The organism is Pseudarthrobacter sp. MDT1-40-2 (genome assembly GCF_059383595.1).
In genome coordinates, this window is the sequence record NZ_JBWZCL010000001.1 from 61,151 (window position 1) to 82,169 (window position 21,019).

Annotated in this window: 17 protein-coding genes; 6 read left to right on the plus strand and 11 right to left on the minus strand. The window is 63.6% G+C overall.

The window, feature by feature from the left end; all coding sequences use genetic code 11:
• Window positions 1-47 precede the first annotated feature (47 nt).
• Window positions 48-1,061 (minus strand): heat-inducible transcriptional repressor HrcA, encoded by a 1,014-nt coding sequence (gene hrcA, locus AC50X5_RS00280; protein WP_494974224.1) that lies wholly within the window; start codon window positions 1,059-1,061, stop codon window positions 48-50.
• A 168-nt stretch (window positions 1,062-1,229) separates the two neighbouring features.
• On the opposite strand from hrcA, the gene AC50X5_RS00285 reads away from it, so the two are divergent.
• Window positions 1,230-2,084: a DUF3097 domain-containing protein gene (locus AC50X5_RS00285; RefSeq protein WP_494974225.1), complete on the plus strand. Its 855-nt coding sequence runs from the start codon at window positions 1,230-1,232 to the stop codon at window positions 2,082-2,084.
• 77 nt (window positions 2,085-2,161) lie between these two features.
• Entirely contained in the window at window positions 2,162-2,581 is a 420-nt protein-coding gene (locus AC50X5_RS00290; RefSeq protein ID WP_493985440.1) for a DUF4870 domain-containing protein, read from the plus strand.
• Window positions 2,582-2,615: 34 nt separating this feature from the next.
• Here AC50X5_RS00290 and hemW read toward each other — a convergent pair whose 3' ends face one another.
• Together hemW and lepA are read right to left on the minus strand one after the other, a co-directional pair.
• The gene (gene hemW / locus AC50X5_RS00295) at window positions 2,616-3,842 is read right to left on the minus strand and encodes a radical SAM family heme chaperone HemW (RefSeq protein ID WP_494974226.1); all 1,227 of its coding nucleotides are present in this window, start codon (window positions 3,840-3,842) and stop codon (window positions 2,616-2,618) included.
• A gap of 48 nt (window positions 3,843-3,890) precedes the next feature.
• A complete protein-coding gene (gene lepA, locus AC50X5_RS00300; RefSeq protein ID WP_494974227.1) occupies window positions 3,891-5,744 on the minus strand; it encodes a translation elongation factor 4 in 1,854 nt (617 codons plus the stop codon).
• Between the two features lie 140 nt (window positions 5,745-5,884).
• On the opposite strand from lepA, the gene AC50X5_RS00305 reads away from it, so the two are divergent.
• Together AC50X5_RS00305 and rpsT are read left to right on the plus strand one after the other, a co-directional pair.
• Entirely contained in the window at window positions 5,885-6,469 is a 585-nt protein-coding gene (locus tag AC50X5_RS00305; protein ID WP_494974228.1) for a type II toxin-antitoxin system PemK/MazF family toxin, read from the plus strand.
• Between the two features lie 169 nt (window positions 6,470-6,638).
• A complete protein-coding gene (gene rpsT, locus AC50X5_RS00310) occupies window positions 6,639-6,899 on the plus strand; it encodes a 30S ribosomal protein S20 (protein WP_463933537.1) in 261 nt (86 codons plus the stop codon).
• A 107-nt stretch (window positions 6,900-7,006) separates the two neighbouring features.
• Here the strand turns inward: rpsT and holA are convergent, their stop codons facing one another.
• From holA to AC50X5_RS00350, 8 genes are all read right to left on the minus strand, one after another.
• A complete protein-coding gene (holA, locus tag AC50X5_RS00315; RefSeq protein WP_494974229.1) occupies window positions 7,007-7,900 on the minus strand; it encodes a DNA polymerase III subunit delta in 894 nt (297 codons plus the stop codon).
• Window positions 7,810-9,960, minus strand: coding sequence for a ComEC/Rec2 family competence protein (locus AC50X5_RS00320; RefSeq protein ID WP_494974230.1), 2,151 nt, complete (start codon window positions 9,958-9,960; stop codon window positions 7,810-7,812). The genes holA and AC50X5_RS00320 overlap by 91 nt, the downstream gene beginning before the upstream one ends.
• Entirely contained in the window at window positions 9,957-10,829 is an 873-nt protein-coding gene (locus tag AC50X5_RS00325) for a helix-hairpin-helix domain-containing protein (RefSeq protein WP_494974231.1), read from the minus strand. The genes AC50X5_RS00320 and AC50X5_RS00325 overlap by 4 nt, the downstream gene beginning before the upstream one ends.
• Window positions 10,830-10,877: 48 nt before the next feature.
• On the minus strand, window positions 10,878-11,876 hold the full coding sequence (locus AC50X5_RS00330) for a DegV family protein (protein ID WP_494974232.1): 999 nt from the start codon (window positions 11,874-11,876) through the stop codon (window positions 10,878-10,880).
• A gap of 57 nt (window positions 11,877-11,933) precedes the next feature.
• Window positions 11,934-14,456 (minus strand): leucine--tRNA ligase, encoded by a 2,523-nt coding sequence (gene leuS, locus AC50X5_RS00335; RefSeq protein ID WP_494974233.1) that lies wholly within the window; start codon window positions 14,454-14,456, stop codon window positions 11,934-11,936.
• A gap of 397 nt (window positions 14,457-14,853) precedes the next feature.
• Window positions 14,854-16,368, minus strand: a complete 1,515-nt coding sequence (glpK, locus tag AC50X5_RS00340; protein WP_494975185.1) for a glycerol kinase GlpK — start codon at window positions 16,366-16,368, stop codon at window positions 14,854-14,856.
• Between the two features lie 52 nt (window positions 16,369-16,420).
• The gene (locus AC50X5_RS00345; protein ID WP_494974234.1) at window positions 16,421-17,170 is read right to left on the minus strand and encodes an MIP/aquaporin family protein; all 750 of its coding nucleotides are present in this window, start codon (window positions 17,168-17,170) and stop codon (window positions 16,421-16,423) included.
• Window positions 17,171-17,267: 97 nt separating this feature from the next.
• A complete protein-coding gene (locus tag AC50X5_RS00350) occupies window positions 17,268-19,016 on the minus strand; it encodes a glycerol-3-phosphate dehydrogenase/oxidase (RefSeq protein ID WP_494974235.1) in 1,749 nt (582 codons plus the stop codon).
• A 140-nt stretch (window positions 19,017-19,156) separates the two neighbouring features.
• Here AC50X5_RS00350 and AC50X5_RS00355 point away from each other — a divergent pair, with 140 nt between their 5' ends.
• Window positions 19,157-20,131 (plus strand): sugar-binding transcriptional regulator, encoded by a 975-nt coding sequence (locus AC50X5_RS00355; RefSeq protein WP_494974236.1) that lies wholly within the window; start codon window positions 19,157-19,159, stop codon window positions 20,129-20,131.
• A 10-nt stretch (window positions 20,132-20,141) separates the two neighbouring features.
• Window positions 20,142-21,011: an aldo/keto reductase gene (locus AC50X5_RS00360; protein WP_494974237.1), complete on the plus strand. Its 870-nt coding sequence runs from the start codon at window positions 20,142-20,144 to the stop codon at window positions 21,009-21,011.
• Window positions 21,012-21,019 lie beyond the last annotated feature (8 nt).

A 21,019-nucleotide genomic window follows, 5' to 3' on the forward strand; every position in this document is an offset into this window, starting at 1 on the left:
GATTTCTCTTCCTGTTGTCAAGCTTTACTTCGAAGATGCTGCGGACCCTACGGTCCAAGAATGCGCGAAAGATAGCGCGCCACGGCCCGAACGGCAGCCATGGTAGTGGGGTAATCCATCCGGGTGGGTCCCAGGACGCCGATTTTTGCCGAACTGTCGGGTCCGTACGCCGTAGCGACCACAGAAGCCTCAGCCAAGCCGTCGTACGGGTTCTCGCGTCCGATGCTGACGGCGACACCGCGGGGATCCTGGGCCATTTCGCTGAGGAGCCGCAGCATTACCACCTGCTCTTCCAGGGCTTCCAGGACCGGCCCGATGCTCAGGGGAAAGTCAACGTTGGAACGGGCGAGGTTCGCTGTTCCGGCCATGACCATCCGTTCTTCCCTGCCGCCCTGCGCGAGTGCTTCCAGTCCCTGCGCCAGCATGTTGGCGGCAGCGCGGTGGACGGGAGCGGCTGCAGCGACGGCGGCAGGCAACGTCTGCGGGAGCTGGCTGAGCAGCGTGCCGTGGGTGGCCGAAAGGAAACCGGCCCGGAGGGCTGCGAGGCCCTCCTCACCGATATCGGAACCGACATCAATGACCCGTTGTTCCACCTTTCCTGTCGTGGCGATCAGGACCACCAGCACCCGGCGCGGGGCAAGCAGCACAAATTCAATGTGCCGCACCTGCGCCCGGCTTTGCTGGGGGTACTGGACCACTGCAACCTGGTTGGTCAGCTGCGACAGCAGCCGCACGGTCCGGTCCAGCACGTCGTCGAGATCGTCCGAGCCCTCAAGGAGCGTCTGGATGGCCCGGCGCTCGGCCGGAGACAACGGTTTAACCGCCGAGATCTGGTCGACGAAGAGCCGGTAGCCCTTGTCCGTGGGTACGCGGCCTGCGCTGGTATGAGGGGCCGTGATAAGCCCTTCGTCCTCCAACGCCGCCATGTCATTGCGGATGGTGGCGCTGGATACACCAAGGTGGTGGCGTTCGACCAGCGCTTTGGATCCCACCGGTTCGCGGAAGTGGACATAGTCCTCCACTATGGCCCGCAGTACCTCCAGTTTGCGTGGATCGCTCATTGTCTACCTCCGTTCGATGGTCGCTCATCACTGGTGTAATGCTGATGGCTGCGAGGTGTTAGCACTCGACATGCCCAAGTGCCAGTCTAATATGACTCGCCGCGTTGTTAGCATTGGTACCGCTCCGGGCGAAATCCGCCCGGTATGTGGCGTGAGGCTGGAACCAGGATGCAGTACCAGAATTGGGGTCCGCAGGATCTGTCCGCGCCGGCGCGGACAGAACTTCCCGCCGTCCCGGTGGAACGGGGCATGGTCCTTGAGGACGTGCAGTCAGGCTGGGTGGGAGCGGTAACCCGGGTTGAAAAATCCGGCGGGATGCACTTGGTGGTGCTGGAAGACCGGCGCGGCAAACCGCGATCCTTCAAGCTGGGCTACGGCTTCCTCCTGGAGGGCCAGCCCATCAGGCTCGACCCGCCGGCTCCCCGCACTGCGGGAACAGCAGCAGCAACCAGCCAACGAACCGCTTCCGGTTCGGTACGCGTTGCCGGACAACGCGCCCAGGTGGCAAAGGCCAGCCGGATCTGGGTCGAGGGAAAGCACGACGCCGAACTCGTGGAAAAGGTGTGGGGCGATGACCTCCGGGCAGAGGGAATCGTCGTCGAACCGCTGCATGGCATTGACGATCTCCCGGGCGCTGTCACTGCCTTTGGTCCCGGCCCCGGCCGCCGGCTCGGCATCCTGGTGGATCATCTGGTTCCGGACTCCAAGGAATCGCGGATCGCAAGTGACGTGATGGGCTCCCCCGGCGCGGCCGGCAACGTCCTGATTGTCGGCCACCCCTATGTCGACGTGTGGCAGGCAATCCGGCCGGCTGTTTTGGGTATTCCTGCGTGGCCGGTGGTGCCCCGCGGCCAGGACTGGAAGACCGGCATTCTCGCAGCTTTCGGCTGGCCGCATTCCACCAAGGAGGACATCGGGCTGGGCTGGCAGAAGTTGCTGTCCGCGGTGACCAGCTATGCCGATCTTGAAGCGTCACTGCTGGGGCGGGTGGAAGAAGTCATCGATTTCCTCACGGCACCCTGAGGGCTGCTGCAAGGTAACCGTGAATCACCAAGTATTCTTGCACTGACACCCTCCGCAGCACCGAAAAGGACATAACCGTGGCAGAGAACGCGCGCGACAACAGGGACACCCAGCCCGCCAGTGGCAGTCCCGAGTATCACGGCGTGCCCGCGAACGCCCTCCCGCTGACCGCGAACGAGGACCGCCAGTGGGCAACGCTCGCCCACTTCGGCGGGATCCTGGGCTGCATTCCGTCGCTGCTGATTTACCTGATTTTCAAGGACCGTGGGCCCTTTACGGCGCAGGAGTCCAAAGAAGCCCTCAACTTTACGCTTCCTCCCACAGTCGCTGCCGTTCTGGCCAACCTGCTGCTGTTCATTCCGGGAATCGGCAACCTCTTTGCCGTCATCGCCACGCTGATCTGGATCACCTTGACATGCTTCTCGGTTTCCGCCGGCATCCACGTTAACCGGGGCCAGCCCCACCGCTACCAGTACAACCTGCGCCTGATCAAGTAGTAATCGACGCAGGGCCGGTTTCGCTTGGCACGTGTCAGTCGGGCAGGATACGCCGGACGACGGCGTCAGCCAGCAACCTGCCTTTAAGTGTCAGTACCAGCTTGCCTGCGAAAGCCTCGACCGGCTCAATCAGCGAGTCGGCAATGAGACCGGCAATTGCCTGCCGCCCGCTTCCGAGCGTGGCAACCTCCAACCCGGAAGCCAGCCGTGCCTCCAGGAGGACACGCTCGACGTTCCTGGTATCGGCGTCGAGCGTTTCCCGTCCGGCAGCCGGCGAGGAACCAGCGGCGAGCCGGCCTGCATAGGCTGTGGGGTGCTTGACGTTCCACCAGCGCACACCACCAACGTGTGAGTGGGCACCTGGCCCAATCCCCCACCAGTCATCACCGCGCCAGTACGCCAGGTTGTGCCGGCATTGCTGCTCCGGGCCGCGCGCCCAGTTGCTGACCTCGTACCAGCCCAGGCCCGCAGCATTGATCAGCTCGTCAGCGAGTTCGTACTTGGCGGCGTGATCGTCGTCGTCAATACCGGGAACCTCGCCACGCCGGATCTGGGCCGCGAGCTTCGTCCCGTCCTCCACAATCAGGGCATAGGCGCTGATGTGGTCCGGGCCGTAGGAGAGCGCTGTTTCGACCGACAGCCGCCAGTCGGCCAGCGACTCCCCCGGCGTGCCATAAATCAGGTCAAGACTGACAGCGAGCCCCGCCTGGCGGGCCCACTGGACAGCAAGCGGGACGCGGCTGGGAGTGTGCGTCCGGTCCAGGACCTTCAGGACGTGCGGCACGGCCGATTGCATGCCGAACGACACCCGGGTGAAGCCGGCATCGGCAAGCAGTTGCAGGGATTCAGGCGATACGGAATCCGGGTTGGCTTCGGTGGTCACCTCAGCCCCGGGGACCAGGCCCCACCGGGCAACCGCGGCCTTCAGGATGCGGGCGAGGTCCTCTGCAGGCAACAGCGTGGGGGTTCCGCCGCCAAAAAACACGGAGTTGAGCGGCCGGGCCGGCAGCCCCGAGCCAGCCAGCGCTCTGGAAGCAAACTCCAATTCCGATATGGCCGTGGAAGCGTAAGCGTCCTGGGACGCACCGCCGCCGAGCTCGGTGGCAGTGTAGGTGTTGAAGTCACAGTAGCCGCAGCGGACGGCACAGAACGGGATGTGAACGTACAGCCCGAAGCTGCGGGTATCGACGCCGTCCAGAACCTGCGCGGGCAGCAGTCCGTCAGCAGGCGCCGGGTCTCCGAGCGGAAGGGCGCTAGGCATGCCGGCCAGGCTCCCTGAAGTCCTGCAGGAGGGGGTGCAGCGGGACCACTACTTCTTTGCCTTGTCCTTCGATTCGTCGGTAGTCAGGGCGGCAATGAACGCTTCCTGCGGAACCTCAACGCGGCCCACCATCTTCATGCGCTTCTTGCCTTCCTTCTGCTTTTCCAGCAGCTTGCGCTTACGGGTGATGTCGCCGCCGTAGCACTTGGCCAGCACGTCCTTGCGGATGGCACGGATGCTCTCGCGGGCAATGATCCTGGACCCGATGGCGGCCTGGATGGGCACCTCGAACTGCTGCCTGGGAATGAGTTCCCGGAGCTTGCCGGTCATCATCACGCCGTAGGCATACGCCTTTTCCCGGTGGGTTATGGCGCTGAAGGCATCGACTTGCTCGCCCTGAAGCATGATGTCCACCTTGACCAGGTCGGCCACCTGGTCGCCGTCGGCTTTCCAGTCCAGCGAACCGTAACCGCGGGTCTTGGATTTGAGTATGTCGAAGAAGTCAAAGACGATTTCCGCCAGCGGCAGGCGGTACCGGATTTCCACCCGGTCCTCGGAGAGGTAATCCATGCCACCCAGTACGCCGCGGCGGCTCTGGCACAGCTCCATAATGGCGCCTACAAAGTCGCTGGGAGCCAGGATGGTCGCAGAAACCATGGGCTCACGGACCTCGGCAACTTTGCCGGTGGGGTATTCGCTGGGGTTGGTCACATGGATGACCTTTTTATCCTCCAAAGTCACCTGGTACTCCACGTTGGGTGCGGTGGAAATCAGGTCCAAATTGTATTCACGTTCGAGCCGCTCACGGGTGATTTCCAGGTGCAGCAGGCCCAGGAAGCCAACACGGAAGCCGAACCCGAGTGCTGCGGACGTTTCCGGCTCGTAGACCAGCGCGGCATCGTTGAGCATCAGTTTCTCGAGCGCGTCACGAAGCACAGGGTAATCCGTGCCATCCAGCGGGTACAGGCCAGAGAACACCATGGGCTTGGCATCGGCGTAACCTGCGAGGGATTCCGTCGCCGGCTTGGCAAGGTTTGTGATGGTGTCGCCCACCTTTGACTGCCGGACGTCCTTCACTCCGGTAATCAGGTACCCCACTTCGCCCACGCCAAGTCCCTTGGACGGAGTGGGTTCCGGTGAGCTGACGCCGATCTCCAGGAGCTCGTGGGTAGCACGGGTGGACATCATTTGAATCTTCTCGCGCGGGTGCAACATGCCGTCCATTACCCGGACGTAGGTGATGACGCCGCGGTAGGTGTCGTAGACAGAGTCGAAAATCATGGCACGGGCTGGAGCTTCGGCGTCGCCTGCCGGTGCCGGCAGATCGCGGACGATCTTGTCCAGCAGTGCCTCGACGCCTGCCCCGGTCTTGCCTGAGACCCGCAGGACGTCCTCGGGATCGCCGCCAATCAGGCTGGCCAGTTCTGCCGCGTACTTTTCCGGCTGCGCGGCGGGGAGGTCAATCTTGTTCAGTACCGGGATGATGGTGAGATTGTTTTCCATTGCAAGGTACAGGTTGGCGAGCGTCTGGGCTTCAATGCCCTGCGCAGCGTCAACCAGCAGGATGGCCCCTTCGCAGGCAGCCAGCGACCGGGAAACCTCATAGGTGAAGTCCACGTGCCCCGGAGTGTCAATCATGTTCAGCGCGTAGCTGGTGCCGTCCAGTTCCCACGGCATCCGTACGGCCTGGGACTTGATGGTGATGCCGCGTTCGCGTTCAATATCCATCCGGTCCAGGTACTGGGCCTTCATGTCGCGCGACTGAACCACCCCGGTGAACTGCAGCATGCGGTCTGCCAGGGTGGACTTGCCGTGGTCAATGTGCGCGATGATGCAGAAATTCCGAATAATGGCCGGATCTGTCGCGGCGGGCACCGGGGCGGTGCGGGCCATGGGAGACACGCAGGGTCCTTACTGTTGGCTGCTCTGATGGTGAACTTCAAGTGTCCCACGTCAAAGGCCGCTGTGCGCATTCGGAAAGCATGGCCCGGGCAGTCTGCAAGCAGGTGCCCCTCGGAACAGCGCAGTATTAGGCTGGCAGCATGGTGTTCACTTTGCAGTCCCTGGCCCGCGTCGCCCGTTCGGCCCTCCGCGTCCTGACGGCACCCAGCCAAGGCAGGTCCGCCGGCAGTAAACCTGCCGGTAAGGCCAGACGCCCTGCTTCGGCGGTCCCGGCGTCGTCGAACATTCCCTCCTCCCCGGCCTCCCCCTACCCCGGGGACTATCGGGTTGGATCGGACCGGCTGCACCTGCGGTACGCTCCCTCCCCTGACGGCAACCCGGACCCCGGTGAAATCGTCTGGACGTGGGTCCCTTACGAGGAAGACTTCTCCCGGGGCAAGGACCGGCCTGTGCTGATCATCGGATCCAACAGCGGTTACCTCCTGGCACTGATGCTGACCAGCAAGGACCACGACGGCGGCAGGGCGCCATCCGGGGACTATGTGGACGTGGGCGCCGGGGCGTGGGACAAGCAAGGCCGCCCCAGCGAAGTAAAGCTGGACAGGGTGCTGCGGATCCGGGAGGATGACGTCCGGCGCGAAGGCGCGGTACTTGATAAGGCTGGGTTCCAGGCGGTTGCCGCAGCCCTTGCCAAGCGGCACGGCTGGGCTGCGCCACGGGGATGAAACCCGAACTGGCCACTGGGCAGCCGACTCTGCTAATATTGACAGCTGTGTGTCCGTGCAGGTCGACGGCCACTGAAGGTTGGCCGCCATAGGTATCCCCACGCCGCTCAGTCAAGGCCAGCCGGAAAAACCCTCTAGACCATTTCCGCATTAAAAAGAGAGTTCACACGTGGCTAATATCAAGTCCCAGAAGAAGCGCATCCTCACCAACGAGAAGGCACGCCTGCGCAACAACGCAGTCAAGTCCGAGCTGAAGACGGCCATCCGCGCCGTCAACACCGCCGTTGAGTCCACCGACAAGGAAGCTGCTACTACTGCTCTTGTTGCCGCCAGCCGCAAGCTGGACAAGGCTGTCAGCAAGGGTGTTCTGCACAAGAACAACGCAGCGAACCGCAAGTCGGCGATCTCCAAGAAGGTCAACGCACTGTAAGGTTTCCAGTTCCACGAACTGATGTTGTGGCCGGCTCTTCGGAGCCGGCCACATGCGTTTAAGCCCACTGTCCCGGCAGCGCCGCCGCTGGCTCTTGCGGGCGCTGCCTACTTTTGCCTGACAGAGGTGGCGATCACCCGGACCGCGTGCTCCACAGCATAAACAGGGTCCTTGGCCAAACCTTTTACCTGCGCATCGGCCTCCGCTGTTGCCTGGATGGAGCGGACCAGGCCTTCCGGAGTCCAGCGTCGAACATCCCGTTGGGCCTGTTCCACGAGCCAGGGCTGAAGACCCAGCTCACGGGCAATCTGCGCCGACGAGCCCTGGGCGCCCGCCACCTTGGCAACGGTCCTAAGCTTTGCTGCCAGCGCTGCAACCAGCGGCACGGGATCCGCCCCCGTGGCCAGGGCATGGCGGAGCGTGGACAGTGCTACAGGTCCGTTCCCGGCCATCGCGGCATCAGCAACCTTGAAAGCGGTGGCCTCAATCCGGCCGCCGTAGTACTTATCCACCATGGCAGCATCTACAGCTGTAGTGGCGTCCGCGACGAGCTGACTGCAGGCCGCAGCCAGTTCGGAAAGGCTGGCTCCAACGGCGCTGACCAGGGCCTGGACAGCGTCAGGCTCAATCCTGCGCCCGGCAGCTTTGAATTCAAGCATGACCAGCGCGGCCTTGTCCGCGTCCTTCTTCAGCGGCTGGCAATCCACTACGGGCCAGCCGCCGGCCTTCACCGCATCCAGCAGTTTCTTCCCCCGGGTGCCTCCGGCATGGCGCAGCACAAGGACGGCGTCCTGTTCAGGCTGTTCCAGATAGGAAAGGGCGTCAGCCAGGAAGGCATCATTCATGCCCTCCACGGCTTCGACCTCAATGAGTTTCCGTTCGCCAAACAGTGACGGGCTCACGTGCATCCTCAAGGCCCCGGGCTCGTAGGCGGCAGCGTTGAGCCTGGTAATCTCGACGTCCGGCGTGGCCGCCCGGACGTGTGCCCTGACGGAGTCCATAGCCCTGATCCCCAGATATTCTTCCGGGCCACCGATGAGGACGACCAAGGCCGGTTCCACATCCCGCCACGAAACCAGGTTCTGTGCCTGCCCTTTTGCCGTCCTAGACGATGTACCAGCCACGGTTGGTTCCTTCCGGAAGTAAATGTGCAGGTATCAAGACTGCCACGACCCGCAGCCGCCACCAAGCCGGACCGCGCTGCCCGCCAGTGCTTTTCCAGTCCATCAAGAAGAACCGCGATCCGGCCATGGATAACGAACATCTTGCGTGCAAGTATGCCGGGATGCAGCACCGCCCAGACTGCCAGCACCGAGAGAACGGACAACAGGCACATGCTGGCGACCCCAACCGGACCTTCAGGCCAGGGAAGGGAGGCGCCGGTTTGTCCGGCCAGAAAGCGGGCAATTGTTGCAATTGCGAGGCTGCACAGGCCCGCCGGCACATTCAGCACACCGGTCAGCCAGGGCGCTGCCTGGGAGAAAGGCACGGCAGCGGTACCCAACACCGTCACCGGTGCTACCAGGGGTGCGGCCAGGATGTTGGCACAAAGGGCGTAGGTGGAGTACGCCGGCTGCAGAAGAACCACGATAGGCCCGCAGAACACCTGCGCGGACAAGGGAACAGCCACCACCGCGGCAAGCCACTGGGGCACCCATGCGGACGCCCAGCGCATCATCGCTCCTGCCAGAAGAACGATTCCCAGCGTTGCGGACACGGACAGCAGGAAGCCCAGGTCCGTAGCAAGTGACGGAACAACCAGCAGCAGTGCCAGCACCGCCAAACACAGCAGGCTAAGGCCCCTGCCGGGCCTGCCTCCAGCCAGCGAAGCTACCGCAATGCAGCCCATGAAAGCCGCCCGCATGACCGAGGGTTCCGGGCCTACCAGCGCAACGAACACAGCCAGGCCGGCCAGTGAGAACAGGGCGGCAGCAGGCCTGGCGAGGCGCAAGGTGCGCGCCAACATCAACAACGCACCGATTACGAGGCTGCAGTTCGCCCCGCTAACGGCCGTAAGATGCGACATGCCAACCGTGCGCATGATTTCCTTGAGCTCCGGGTCCAAAGCGCTGGTATCCCCGGTAACCATGCCCGGAAGCAGGCCGCGCGCATCGGGCGGCAGGAAACCGGCGGAGGCTACATAACTGCTCCGGATACCCTGCAGCGTCGTTTGCAGGTTCGGCGCCCATGATGTCACGTCCGCTTCGTGACCCATTCCCTCCTGCGCTACGGCGGTTGCTGCGGACAGGATGCCGGCTTCGGCGTCACCTGGTCTGGATGCGGACAGTTTGCCGGTTGCACGGACCAATTGGCCCGGCCCCACAGTACTCCAGGCGCCGCTGCCAACTACCGTGATTCGGACCGTCCCCGAGACGCTGCGGAGTGTGCTGCCGGCAGCTGTCACTTCCTTGATGATGGCAGCCACCGCCCAGCTTCCCCCTGCGGGTGTCCCTCCAAGCGGCTCCTTGCCGAGCTGGCGGGGACTTCCCATGACTTCGACGATCGCGACAACGCCGGCTTCCTGATTCACCAGTGCCGCGAAGGGGGTCCCGCTCCGCGCGTTGGACGCCACAGCAGAATGTGCCGCAGCAACTGCAGCAAGCAGCAAGGCAACAGCTATGGTCAGGCCCAGGCTCCGGGGTCGGGGCAGGCGCAGTTCAGGGCCGGAATGATTCCCCTGCGGCCGGCGGCTATGGCGCATCCTGGCACGGATCAGGGCCGCGGCTATTCCGAGCAGACCAACGCACACGGCTGCGAGTACGGCAGGCGGAAGGTATCCCCCGGCTGCGGCAGAAACCCAGACGAGGCCGGCTGCCGGCACCAGCCGAAGGTCAGTCCTTCGAACAGGGAGGGTGTTTTCGGGCGTTCCGGCCCTTGCGGTAAGCTGCTCCGCCCGCCGGTCCGCGACGGCTTCCTTCCAGCGGATCCGCCTTCGCTGGGGCCCGGTCGGCGCTGGTGATGTCGGTGCGTGTGATGACGGCAGGTCATTCATCGACTGCGCGGCGGCCTCCGCGCCGACCGCCGCGTCAATAAACCCCTGCCAGGGTGCGCGCCGCGTCACAGCGTCACCAGCGGCAGGAGCGTTTCGAGCAGCTTGGGTCCAACACCGTCCACGGCATCCAACTCTTCAACTGCGGCGAAAGGTCCGTGCTCAAGCCGCCAGTCGATGATGTTCTGGGCGAGGACGGGACCGACCTTCGGCAAGGTGGTGAGCTCGTCAGGAGTGGCAGTGTTGAGGTTCACTTTGGCGCCGTCCGCGCCACCGCCGGGTAGTGCGGAAGTTCCCGCCGCCGGTGGCGCCCCTGCGGATTCTGCCGGCAGTCCCTCCCCCGGCCGCGGCACGTATATTTTTTGGCCGTCCGTCACCAGCGCCGCCAGATTCAAAACTCCAGGATCCGACTCAGCTGAGGGACCACCGGCGGCTGCGATGGCGTCGTTAATGCGGCTTCCCGCGCGGAGCGTTACTACCCCGGGAGAATTTACTGCACCTGCCACGTGCACGACCGCAACAGGCTGAGCGTCGGCCGTTCCCCCGGAGCCGGGGCGCGCCCCCGGAACAACGGGGGGCGTTTGCATTTCAGCAGGATGCTCCGGCTCCGCTGTTTCCAGGGCGTCTTTCTGGGCTTGGCCGGCGCTCAAGGGCACAACATCCGTCCGGGCGCCGAGGGCCTGCCACCAGAAACAGCCTGCAGCCACCAAGGAAAGCACAGCGATCAGCAGCGCTGCACGAAGACCGGTCCGGAACCTGAGGGCCGAGGTGCGAGGAGACCGTGCCGGTGCGGGCGCCCTGGAAGGATCTGTGTAGACGAAGACGGCCTGGGCCTGTGCGCCCGGCTGTTCCATGGAACTTTCCACGCGGCCGCCGAGGGTGGACAACAGCCGCTCGCCGGCATGCCGGCCTCCGGCGTCTCCTAATCTCCGACGTGACATGACCTCAGGCTAGGCAGCGTGCCGGGCCACCGGAAGACAGCTCTTGGGCTATGTGGAAACTTCCGTGATGCCGGGTATCGAGGCCTTCTCTTCCCCCACAATGACGGCCAGCACGCCCAGCCCGGCGTGGGCCGCCAGGACTGCCGGCAACGCGCTGGCCTGTGCCGGCGGGCAGCCGGGGAGGGAAACGCCCAGCCGGCGGGCCAGTCCGGCCGCCTGCTCCGGGTTCCCGAAGTGGTGCACGGCCAGCCGGGCGCGGCCGTCCGGGCGGGAGGCTGCGTCGGTCACGGCGAGTTCTTCAAGCCGCGCAATGGCTTTAGCCGTGGAACGGACCTTTTCCAGCGGTACTATCCGCCCTCCCTGGACAGCCAGGATGGGCTTGATGGCAAGCACTGTTCCGAGCAGGGATGCTGCAGCACCGATGCGGCCGCCACGGCGAAGTTGTTCCAGGCTTGGCACGTAGAAGTACACGCGGGCGTCCGAAAGTGTGGCTGCAGCGGCGGCGGCCACCTCTTTGGGGCCGGCACCTGCCGCGGCGGCCAGCACCGCTGACTGCACGCCCATGCCTTGCGCCATGGCCACTGTCCGAGAATCCACAACCTCCACTGACAACGGCACACGTGACGCCGCAAGCCGCGCGGCCTCCGCAGTTCCTGACAGTTCACCGGAAATATGGATTGACACCACGGCAGTGAATCCACGTCGTGCCGCAGCAAGGTACGCCTGTTCGAACTGCCCGGGCGAGGGCCTGGACGTCTTGACCGCACTCCCGGTGGCGAGGGCAACGGCGATGGTCTCCGAGATATCGTCTTCGCCTTCACCGTAAATCTCATCCCCCACCATGACCGGCATCGGCACGACAGTCAGGAGCCCATCGGCTGTGCACCTTTGAACCCAGGCGGACGGCAGCGCTGACGCGGAATCGGTGACTACCGCCGTCGTCAGCTGGACGGGGCCGGCGGCAGGCGGCTTTCCCTGGCGTCCGCCGCGCACCGAAGCCAGGCGTTGCCTGAGCCACAGCCATGCAGCAGTGTCACGCTCGGGCATGGAATTGCCTCCTGGTGCTCATACGGCCGCCGGGACTACCCCGGCGGCCGTGCCGTTCTAAGACGGAACGATGTTGACCAGCTTAGGCGCACGGACAATAACCGTCCGGATGCCGCGGCCATCCATGGCACGCTGCACGTTCTCCGATGCCAAGGCCAGCTCCCGGAGCGCCTCTTCCGTGATGCCCGGCGAAACTTCGAGCCTGTCCCGCACCTTGCCCTGGACCTGAACGACGGCGGTGACCGTGTCCTGGACCAGGAGCGCCGGGTCGTGCGCCGGCCAGCCGGCATTGGCCACGGAAGCCGGGTGGCCCAGCACGTTCCACATGTCTTCCGCCGTATAGGGGGCGAAGAGGCTCAGGATCACGGCTACCGCCTCCGCCGCTTCACGCACCGCGGGGTCCGCCGCGCCCGCACCGGAGTCGATCGCCTTGCGGGTGGCGTTGACCAGTTCCATGAGCTTGGCAACCACGACGTTGAACTTGTTGTGGTCCAGCAGCTCGGCAGATTCGGCAATGGTGCGGTGGGTAACGGAACGCAGTGCCCGGTCCCCGGCAGCGGCCTCCGTGCCCGGCTCGCTGCTGACATCCTGTGCGAGGCGCCAGGCGCGCGCAAGGAACTTCGCAGAGCCCGACGGCGACACATCCGCCCAGTCGACGTCATCCTCAGGAGGCGAAGCGAAGATCATGGTCAGCCTGACGGCGTCAACGCCGTACTTGTCCAACTGCTCCCCCAGGTCAACCCCGTTGCCCAGGGACTTGCTCATAGCCTTGCCGCCGTTGAGGACCTGGCCCTGGTTCAACAGGGCACTGAAGGGCTCATTAGTCTCAATGAGGCCGAGATCATTGATGACCTTCGTAAAGAAGCGAGAGTACAGCAGGTGCAAAATGGCGTGCTCGACGCCGCCCACATATTGGCCAACAGGCATCCAGTCGTTGATCTTGACCGGATCGAAGGGACCTTCTGTGTACTGCGGCGAGACGAACCGGAGGAAATACCAGGACGAGTCCACGAAGGTGTCCATCGTGTCCGTATCACGTTTGGCAGGGCCATGGCATTCCGGGCATTCCACATTGACCCAGGCTTCGGCGGCAGCCAACGGGGAGGTGCCCTTTGGGGACAGGTCCTCGCCGCGGAGGTCCGAAGGCAGTGTCACCGGCAGCTGATTGTCAGGTACCGGAACTTCGCCACAGGACGGGCAGTGAATGATGGGAATAGGTGTGCCCCAGAAACGCTGGCGGCTCAGCAGCCAGTCCCGCAGCCGGAAGTTCACGAATTTCTCACCGGTCCCCTGGCGTCCCAAAATGCCGATGGCGGCCGGAATTGCTTCAGCCTTAGGGAGCCCGTCCAGCTCGCCGGAGTTGATCAAGGTACCTTCGCCGGTGGTGGCCTTGCCGGAAACGGCGGGGTCCTCTTCCCCGGTGTCCAGCACGGCACGGACCTGGATCCCGAACTTCCGCGCAAAATCGAGGTCGCGCTGGTCGTGCGCCGGAACAGCCATGATGGCGCCGGTGCCGTAGTCAGCCAGGACATAGTCTGCAGCCCAGACCGGCAGCTTTTCTCCTGTCAGCGGGTTGATGGCATAACGGCCGGTGAAAACGCCGGTCTTCTCCCGCTCGGTGGATTGGCGCTCGATCTCGGACAACGCCTTGACCTGTTCACGGTATTCGGCCAGGTCGTCTGCGTGCTCATCCGTGACGAGTTCGACGGCGAGGGGCGCGTCTGCGGCCACCACGAAGAACGTTGCGCCGTAGAGCGTGTCCGGGCGGGTGGTGAAAACGGTGACATCCTTGGCGGGACGCCCGGCGTCGGCTTCAATCACGAAGGTGACGTGCGCGCCCTCGGAGCGGCCGATCCAGTTTTTCTGCATGGCGAGCACACGCTCCGGCCAGTGGCCGCGGAGCTGCTCCATGTCATCCAGCAAGCGATCGGCGTAGTCGGTGATCTTGAAGTACCACTGGTTCAACGACTTCTTGGTCACAGGCGTCCCGCAGCGCTCACAGGCGCCGTTGACGACCTGCTCGTTAGCCAGCACAGTCTGGTCCTTGGGGCACCAGTTAACGGGCGAGTCCTTACGGTACGCGAGACCGCGCTCGTAGAACCGCTTGAACAGCCACTGAGTCCAGCGGTAGTATTCCGGATCCGAGGTGTGCAGGCGCCGGGACCAGTCAGCAGAGATGGCGTAGCGCTTGAAGGACGCCGCCTGCGTTTCGATATTGGCGTAGGTCCACTCACTCGGGTGCGCATTACGTTTAATGGCGGCGTTTTCGGCCGGGAGGCCAAATGAGTCCCAGCCAATCGGATGCAGCACGTCATAGCCCTGCTGGCGAAGGTAGCGCGCCACTACGTCGCCCATGGCGAACGCCTCGGCGTGTCCCATGTGCAGGTCACCGGAGGGGTAGGGGAACATGTCCAGCACGTAGCGCCGTTCGCGCGAGCCGTCATCGACTGGCGTGAACACTTTGAGGTCCTCCCACACCTGCGGCCATTTGGCCTCCATCGCCGCAAAGCTGTAGGTACCTTCTTCAGGGACGCCGGCCCCTGCTGTTGCTCCGGTTTCGGTCTCCGGCTGAACGCTCACTGCTGCCCTCTTCTGTTCTGTACCGCACCTGGTGCGGCCCTGGCTCCTGCTCGTTATTCGCTGCGGTCCCGGCCATCCGGCCCGGACACACAAAAGCCCCTCACAATGGAGGGGCGGCCGCTCGGCAATCGGGTTATCCGGACACCGGGCGGCTAGCTAAGCAGGAGGATCGCACGCATAAACCTACTTTAGCGCACTCCCCTGGCCCCACGTCGACATTTAGCGGCTCAATGGCTGCCCGGGGACAGTACGAGCTGTTATGGGGCGGTACGGAAAAGCAAGGACGGCGGCCCCTCGCCCGGGTGTGGTGGGCACCGCGGAGCGGGCGGGGCAGGGGCCGCCGTCCTTGCATGGTGAGATGAACGCACATCTCAGCCACGAATTCTTTCTTATTGGCCTACTTCACGTCCTCATCGACCCAATCCATGGACTTGGTCACGGCCTTCTTCCACAGCCGCATCTGCCGTTCCTGTTCGGCCTGGTCCATTTGCGGTTCCCAGCGCTTGTCCTCAGACCAGTTGGCGGACAGCTCGCCCAGGTCCTTCCAGAAACCGACGGCCAGCCCTGCAGCGTAGGCAGCACCAAGGGCGGTGGTTTCCACAACCTTCGGCCGGATGACTGGAACGCCGAGGATGTCTGCCTGGAACTGCATCAGCGCATCGTTGGCGACCATCCCGCCGTCGACCTTCAGTTCGGTGAGCGGAACGCCCGAGTCCGCGTTGACGGCGTCGAGTACTTCCCGGGTCTGGAACGCTGTGGCTTCAAGGGCTGCACGGGCGATGTGGCTCTTGTTGACGAAACGGGTGAGACCCACGATGGCGCCGCGGGCATCCGAACGCCAGTACGGCGCAAAAAGGCCCGAGAAAGCCGGCACGATGTAGACGCCGCCGTTGTCCTCCACGGAGGCAGCGAGCGTTTCCACCTCGGGCGCAGTACTGATCATCCCAAGGTTGTCCCGCAGCCACTGGATCAGTGAACCGGTGACGGCGATGGAACCTTCAAGCGCGTAGTGCGGCGCTGCGTCGCCTAGTTTGTAACCGACAGTGGTCAGCAGCCCGTTCTTGGAGTGCACCATCTCTTCGCCGGTGTTGAAGATCAGGAAGCAGCCCGTGCCGTAGGTGTTCTTTGCTTCACCGGTCTGGAAGGCCGCCTGACCAAATGTTGCGGCCTGCTGGTCGCCCAGGATTCCGGCCACGGGCACTTCCCGCAGCAACTGCGAGGTGTGCACGGTGCCATAGACCTCCGAGGAGGACTTGATCTCCGGCATCATGGACCGGGGCACGCCGAAGATGCCCAGGATCTCTTCGTCCCACTGCAGTGTCTCCAGGTCCATGAACAGGGTGCGCGAAGCATTGGTGACGTCCGTGACGTGAACGCCGCCATCAACGCCGCCGGTCAGGTTCCACAGGACCCAGGCGTCCGTGTTGCCAAACACGAGGTCTCCTGCCTCGGCCTTCTCGCGGGCACCTTCCACGTTGTCCAGGATCCATTTGATCTTGGTGCCTGAAAAGTAGGTAGCCAGCGGAAGGCCGACCTTTTGCTTGAAACGGTCTGCGCCGCCGTCCCTGGCGAGCTCATCAACAATGGGCTGGGTCCGGGTGTCCTGCCACACGATCGCGTTATAGACGGCCTCGCCGGTGGTCTTGTCCCATACCACTGCCGTTTCGCGCTGGTTCGTGATGCCGACAGCGACAATGTCGTGGCGGGTGAGATTGGCTTTGGACAACGCCGTACCGATCACCTGACGGGTGTTGTTCCAGATCTCAGCTGGGTTGTGCTCCACCCAGCCGGCCTGGGGAAAGATCTGCTCGTGCTCCAGCTGGCCGGTGGAGACGATGCTGCCGCTGTGGTCGAAAACAATTGCGCGGCTGCTGGTGGTTCCCTGGTCGATGGCGATTACATACTGGTTCATGGTGACGTCCTTGTCTGTGCTCAAGAAGTTTGCTTGGAACGGTGCGGCAGGATCAGGACCCTGCGGTGGCGATGATGGGAACGGCAGCTGCTACCAAACCGGCCAGCACGCCGCCTATGACCGGCCCAACAACCGGGATCCACGAGTAGCTCCAGTCGCTGGAGCCCTTGCCCTTGATGGGCAGGAGGGCGTGGGCAATGCGGGGGCCGAGGTCACGGGCAGGGTTGATCGCGTAGCCAGTGGGTCCACCGAGGGAAACACCGATACCGACGACGAGGAGCGCCACCGCCAGCGGGCCAAGGCCCGAGGGCGTCCCGCCGAAGGTGAGGATCACGAACACCAGTACGAAGGTTCCGATGATTTCCGTGACGAGGTTCCAGGGCGTGGAGCGGATTGCGGGGCCGGTGGAGAAGACACCCAGCTTGCTGGCGGCCTCGGGCTCGGCATCGAAGTGCTGCTTGTAAGCGAGCCAGCAGGCAACGGCACCAAGGAAGGCGCCGAGCAGCTCGCCACCGAAATACGTCAGGGTGGAAGCGAAATCGACGGCGACACCCGGAGCATATTCGGCTTTGCCGTTGACCAGAAGGCCCAGCGTCACTGCCGGGTTGAGGTGTGCGCCGGACTGTGCCGCGACGTAGACACCCGAGAAGACGGCAATACCCCAGCCCCAGGTCACCATGAGGAACCCGCCGCTGTTGCCTTTGGTTCCCTTCAGCGCCACGTTGGCTACAACGCCGCAACCCAGGAGGGTCAGCATCGCCGTGCCGAACACCTCGGAGAGAAACACTATTCCAAGAGACATCTTTGACTCCATCTATTTATTTGGATCGGTTCTGCCCGGTGCGAAGAACCGTTTGGCTGCCACCGGTGAGCCGGAGGCAGCCGCAGCCAGCGTGCCGTTAGGCTACGAGGCTGTCGATCTGTACCCGGTGGAGGCGCTGGAGCACTTCCTGGGCATGCTTGATTTCGGCGGCGCAACGGTTGCGGTCCCAGCCGAGTGGTCCGGCGAGGATTTCGGCCGCCTCGTTGAGCAGCTCACCGGTGACCAGTCCGCGGAACGCCAGCGAAGTGCGGCGGATGAGGACGTCAACAAGGTGGCCGATCTGTTCATGCGCTGCCATGAATTGGAGCTCGCGGACTGACAGTTCCCTGGTAGACCGGAGAGGATGGTCCACGCCCTCGTCCAGGTACGCCATGACGTCGACCGCCCGGGTACCGTAACGGGTCAGGAGGACAGCCGTCCGGTCGGCGTCCCGGCCCGGGACCATGTAGGACTTGATCCACTGCTGGATTCCCGCCTCGTCCGAGGGGAATCCCGCGCCGCCGCCGATGGAGAGCTTCGCTGTCGAAACTTTGCGTTCCAGGCCTAGTTCCGTGAGGACATCATCGCTGAGGTGCTCGGCGAGGGCGCGGAAGGTTGTCCACTTGCCACCAACCAGGCTGAGCACCACACCAGTTCCTTCAGCCCCGCCGGCACTACGGCGTTCGATGCGGTAGTCGCGTGAAACGAAGCCCGGCTGGGTGTCGTCGTGGCGCGGAAGCGGGCGAACGCCGGAGAACGTGTAGACGATCTGCTCCCGGGTCACCGGGATGGTGGGAAAAACATGCCCGATCAGCTCGAAGAAGTAATCGATCTCGGCGTCGGTGCACACAGCGTCCTGGGCCATATCGGCGTCGATATCGGTGGTGCCCACCAGCACGCGGTCACCCAGCGGGTAGATCAGGACGATGCGGCCGTCCGTGTGCTCAAAGAAAATCTCCCGGCCGTTGCAGGCTGCCAGGAGCTCCGGGTGGTCCAGCACGATGTGCGAACCCTTGGTGCCGCCCATAAAGGACGACGCCGAACCCAAGGCGGTGTTGGTGTCGTCCACCCAGGCGCCGGCGGTGTTGACGATGACGTCTGCGCTGAAGTCGAAGGTTTCGCCGGTCAGCTCGTCACGCAGAACAACGGTGGGGCGGCTGCTGCCTTCGGAGGAGGACATCATGGACACCAAAGAGACGTAGTTGCTGGCCCGTGCCAGCGCGGTGCCACCGCTGCGGCCTGCCTTTTCGCCGTCCTGCAGGACATCGAGCGTGAGTCGTTCGGGGTTGTGCACCGATGCATCAAAGTACGTGGCTGCATATTTGATCCCGGGATGCAGCTTCGGCAACTCGGCCAGCGCCTTGTCCCGGCCCCTGAACTGGTGACGCGGCACGCTGCCACCGTCACGGGAAAAGGAGTCGTAGATGGATAGGCCGAGCTTGATCAGGAACGCCCCGCGCTCCTTCGGCTTGCCCTGCTTGTGTGTCAGGAAGCGGGCCGGTGCGGACAGGATGCCGGAAAACGTGCTGAAGATCGGGATGGTGGTCTGCAGCGGCTTGACGTAGTGCGGGGCGATGTTCAGGAGCCGGTTGCGTTCCACCACAGATTCCCGCACCAAACGGAATTCACCGTTCTCGAGGTAACGGATGCCTCCATGGATCATGTGCGACGATGCTCCGCTGGCACCCTGGCAATAGTCTCCCCGTTCAACGAGGGCTACGTCGACGCCTTGGAGGGCAAGATCTCGGAAAGTTCCGACGCCGTTGATCCCGCCTCCGATGATCAGCACCTTCGCCGTGGGCCGACTGCGCAGCTCTTCAACGGAATTTCGGTGTGTGGAACTCAAAACTTCTCCCTTGCCTGGCTGATCCGACGTGTCTGACTGCTGCCATCGCTTCGACAGGCGGCCGCAGTTCTTCAACTATTCTTTGGAGTAATGGAAAATGGAGTCAAGCGCTATGCACAAACGTGCAGAACGGATCCGATATGCCGCGTTCAACGTCCTCACAATCGCTTCGAGCTGCACAGATGTACTATCTGCAGGACCTCACCATGGACGCAATTGCCCGCGAGTTGGGGACATCCCGGTCCACAGTATCCAGGCTGCTTTCGGCGGCCCGGGATTCCGGACTGGTCCAGGTCCAGATCAGGAATCCCACAGACACCGGCCCTGAGCTGGAAGGGATTATCCGGCACCGCTACAACGTGGACGTCCACGTGGTGCCAGTGCTCGACACCCTGAACGAGGCAGAGACGCTGGACCGTGTGGCCATCCAGGCAGCACGGACCATCGGACCGCTGGTTGATTCGAACGCGATCATCGGCGTGGCATGGGGGTCCACCCTCAGCGCGGTCAGCCGTCATCTCACGCGGAAGATCACCCACGACAGCATCATTGTCCAGCTCAACGGCGCCGGGAATATGCATACCACCGGCATCACCTATGCAAGCGACATTATGCGCAGGTTTGGCAGCGCTTACGGCGCCAGGGTGGAGCAGTTCCCCGTACCGGCCTTTTTTGACCATGCCGCCACCAAGCGGGCGATGTGGAACGAACGAAGCGTACAACGGATCCTCGATCTCCAGGCCAGGATGTCCATCGCTATTTTTGGCGTGGGCTCGGTGGATGCCGACTATCCCAGTCACGTGTACGCCGGAGGTTACCTGGACCAGGACGATCTCCGCACCCTGGCCACCTCGGACGTGGTGGGTGACGTGGCCACAGTGTTCTTCCGGCGTGACGGTTCCGCTGACGGCATCACCCTGAACCAACGGTCCACCGGCCCGTCCCTGGCCCAGCTGCGTCAGGCCCGACGCCGGATCTGCGTGGTCTCCGGTGCGTCAAAAATCAACGGACTTCAGGGCACGCTCGCCGCCGGGCTGGCCACGGATCTCATCCTGGATGAAGCCACCGCACGACGCCTGGTCAGCCTGGATGGACTGCCGTCATCCAATCGGTAGAGTCAGTGATATGAAAAACCCGCCCCGGATTCCTCTGAACAACGGTGTACTGATCGAGCAGCTGGGGCTGGGACTGTATAAGGTTCCGCCAGCCGAGGCCTCAGATATCGTGAGCATGGCCCTGACCGCGGGCTACCGGCACTTCGATACGGCGGCGATGTACGGCAACGAAAGCGCGTTGGGACGTGCCGTCAGCGCTTTTGCCGGGTCGCCACGGGAGCCGGGCGGGTCCGGTGAGACTCCTCCGGGCAACGGGCGCGAGGATCTTTTCATCACCACCAAAGTCTGGAACGACCAGCAGGGCTACGATTCCACGTTGCGTGCCTTCGACAACTCCCTGGTGAACCTGGGACTGGAGTACGTTGACCTGTATCTGATCCACTGGCCATGTGCCGGGCGTGGACTATTCGGGGAGACGTACAAGGCCATGGAGACGCTCTACCGGGAGGGCAAGGTCCGGGCCATTGGGGTTTCCAACTTCCAGCCGGACCACCTGGACCGGCTGCTGGATACGGCAGAAGTAGTGCCGGCCGTCAACCAGATCGAGCTCCACCCATGGCTTCAGCAACACGAACTCAGGGCAAAGCATGACGAATCGGGCATCCGGACCGAGGCCTGGAGCCCGCTTGGCCGGGGCCGGGTGCTGGAAGATCCCGTAGTGCTTGCCTGCGCTGCCGAACACCAAAGGACTGCTGCCCAGGTCATCCTGCGATGGCACGTGCAAATGGGCAACATCGTCATTCCAAAAGCCAGTTCCGAAGCACGGCTGCGGGAAAATTTCGACGTGTTCAACTTCGAACTGACGCCCAAGGACCTCGCCGCACTTGAATCCCTGGACCGCGGCGAACGCACAGGTTCCCATCCTGACCAGGTCCGTTAGGAGCGCCC

Bases quoted from the DNA above. Each gene is read 5' to 3' on its own strand.
- hrcA (WP_494974224.1), bottom strand. From the start codon at position 1,061: ATGAGCGATCCACGCAAACTGGAGGTACTGCGGGCCATAGTGGAGGAC.
- AC50X5_RS00285 (WP_494974225.1), top strand. From the start codon at position 1,230: ATGCAGTACCAGAATTGGGGTCCGCAGGATCTGTCCGCGCCGGCGCGG.
- hemW (WP_494974226.1), bottom strand. From the start codon at position 3,842: ATGCCTAGCGCCCTTCCGCTCGGAGACCCGGCGCCTGCTGACGGACTG.
- AC50X5_RS00305 (WP_494974228.1), top strand. From the start codon at position 5,885: ATGGTGTTCACTTTGCAGTCCCTGGCCCGCGTCGCCCGTTCGGCCCTC.
- holA (WP_494974229.1), bottom strand. From the start codon at position 7,900: ATGGACTCCGTCAGGGCACACGTCCGGGCGGCCACGCCGGACGTCGAG.
- AC50X5_RS00325 (WP_494974231.1), bottom strand. From the start codon at position 10,829: ATGTCACGTCGGAGATTAGGAGACGCCGGAGGCCGGCATGCCGGCGAG.
- AC50X5_RS00330 (WP_494974232.1), bottom strand. From the start codon at position 11,876: ATGCCCGAGCGTGACACTGCTGCATGGCTGTGGCTCAGGCAACGCCTG.
- glpK (WP_494975185.1), bottom strand. From the start codon at position 16,368: ATGAACCAGTATGTAATCGCCATCGACCAGGGAACCACCAGCAGCCGC.
- AC50X5_RS00345 (WP_494974234.1), bottom strand. From the start codon at position 17,170: ATGTCTCTTGGAATAGTGTTTCTCTCCGAGGTGTTCGGCACGGCGATG.
- AC50X5_RS00355 (WP_494974236.1), top strand. From the start codon at position 19,157: ATGCCGCGTTCAACGTCCTCACAATCGCTTCGAGCTGCACAGATGTAC.
- AC50X5_RS00360 (WP_494974237.1), top strand. From the start codon at position 20,142: ATGAAAAACCCGCCCCGGATTCCTCTGAACAACGGTGTACTGATCGAG.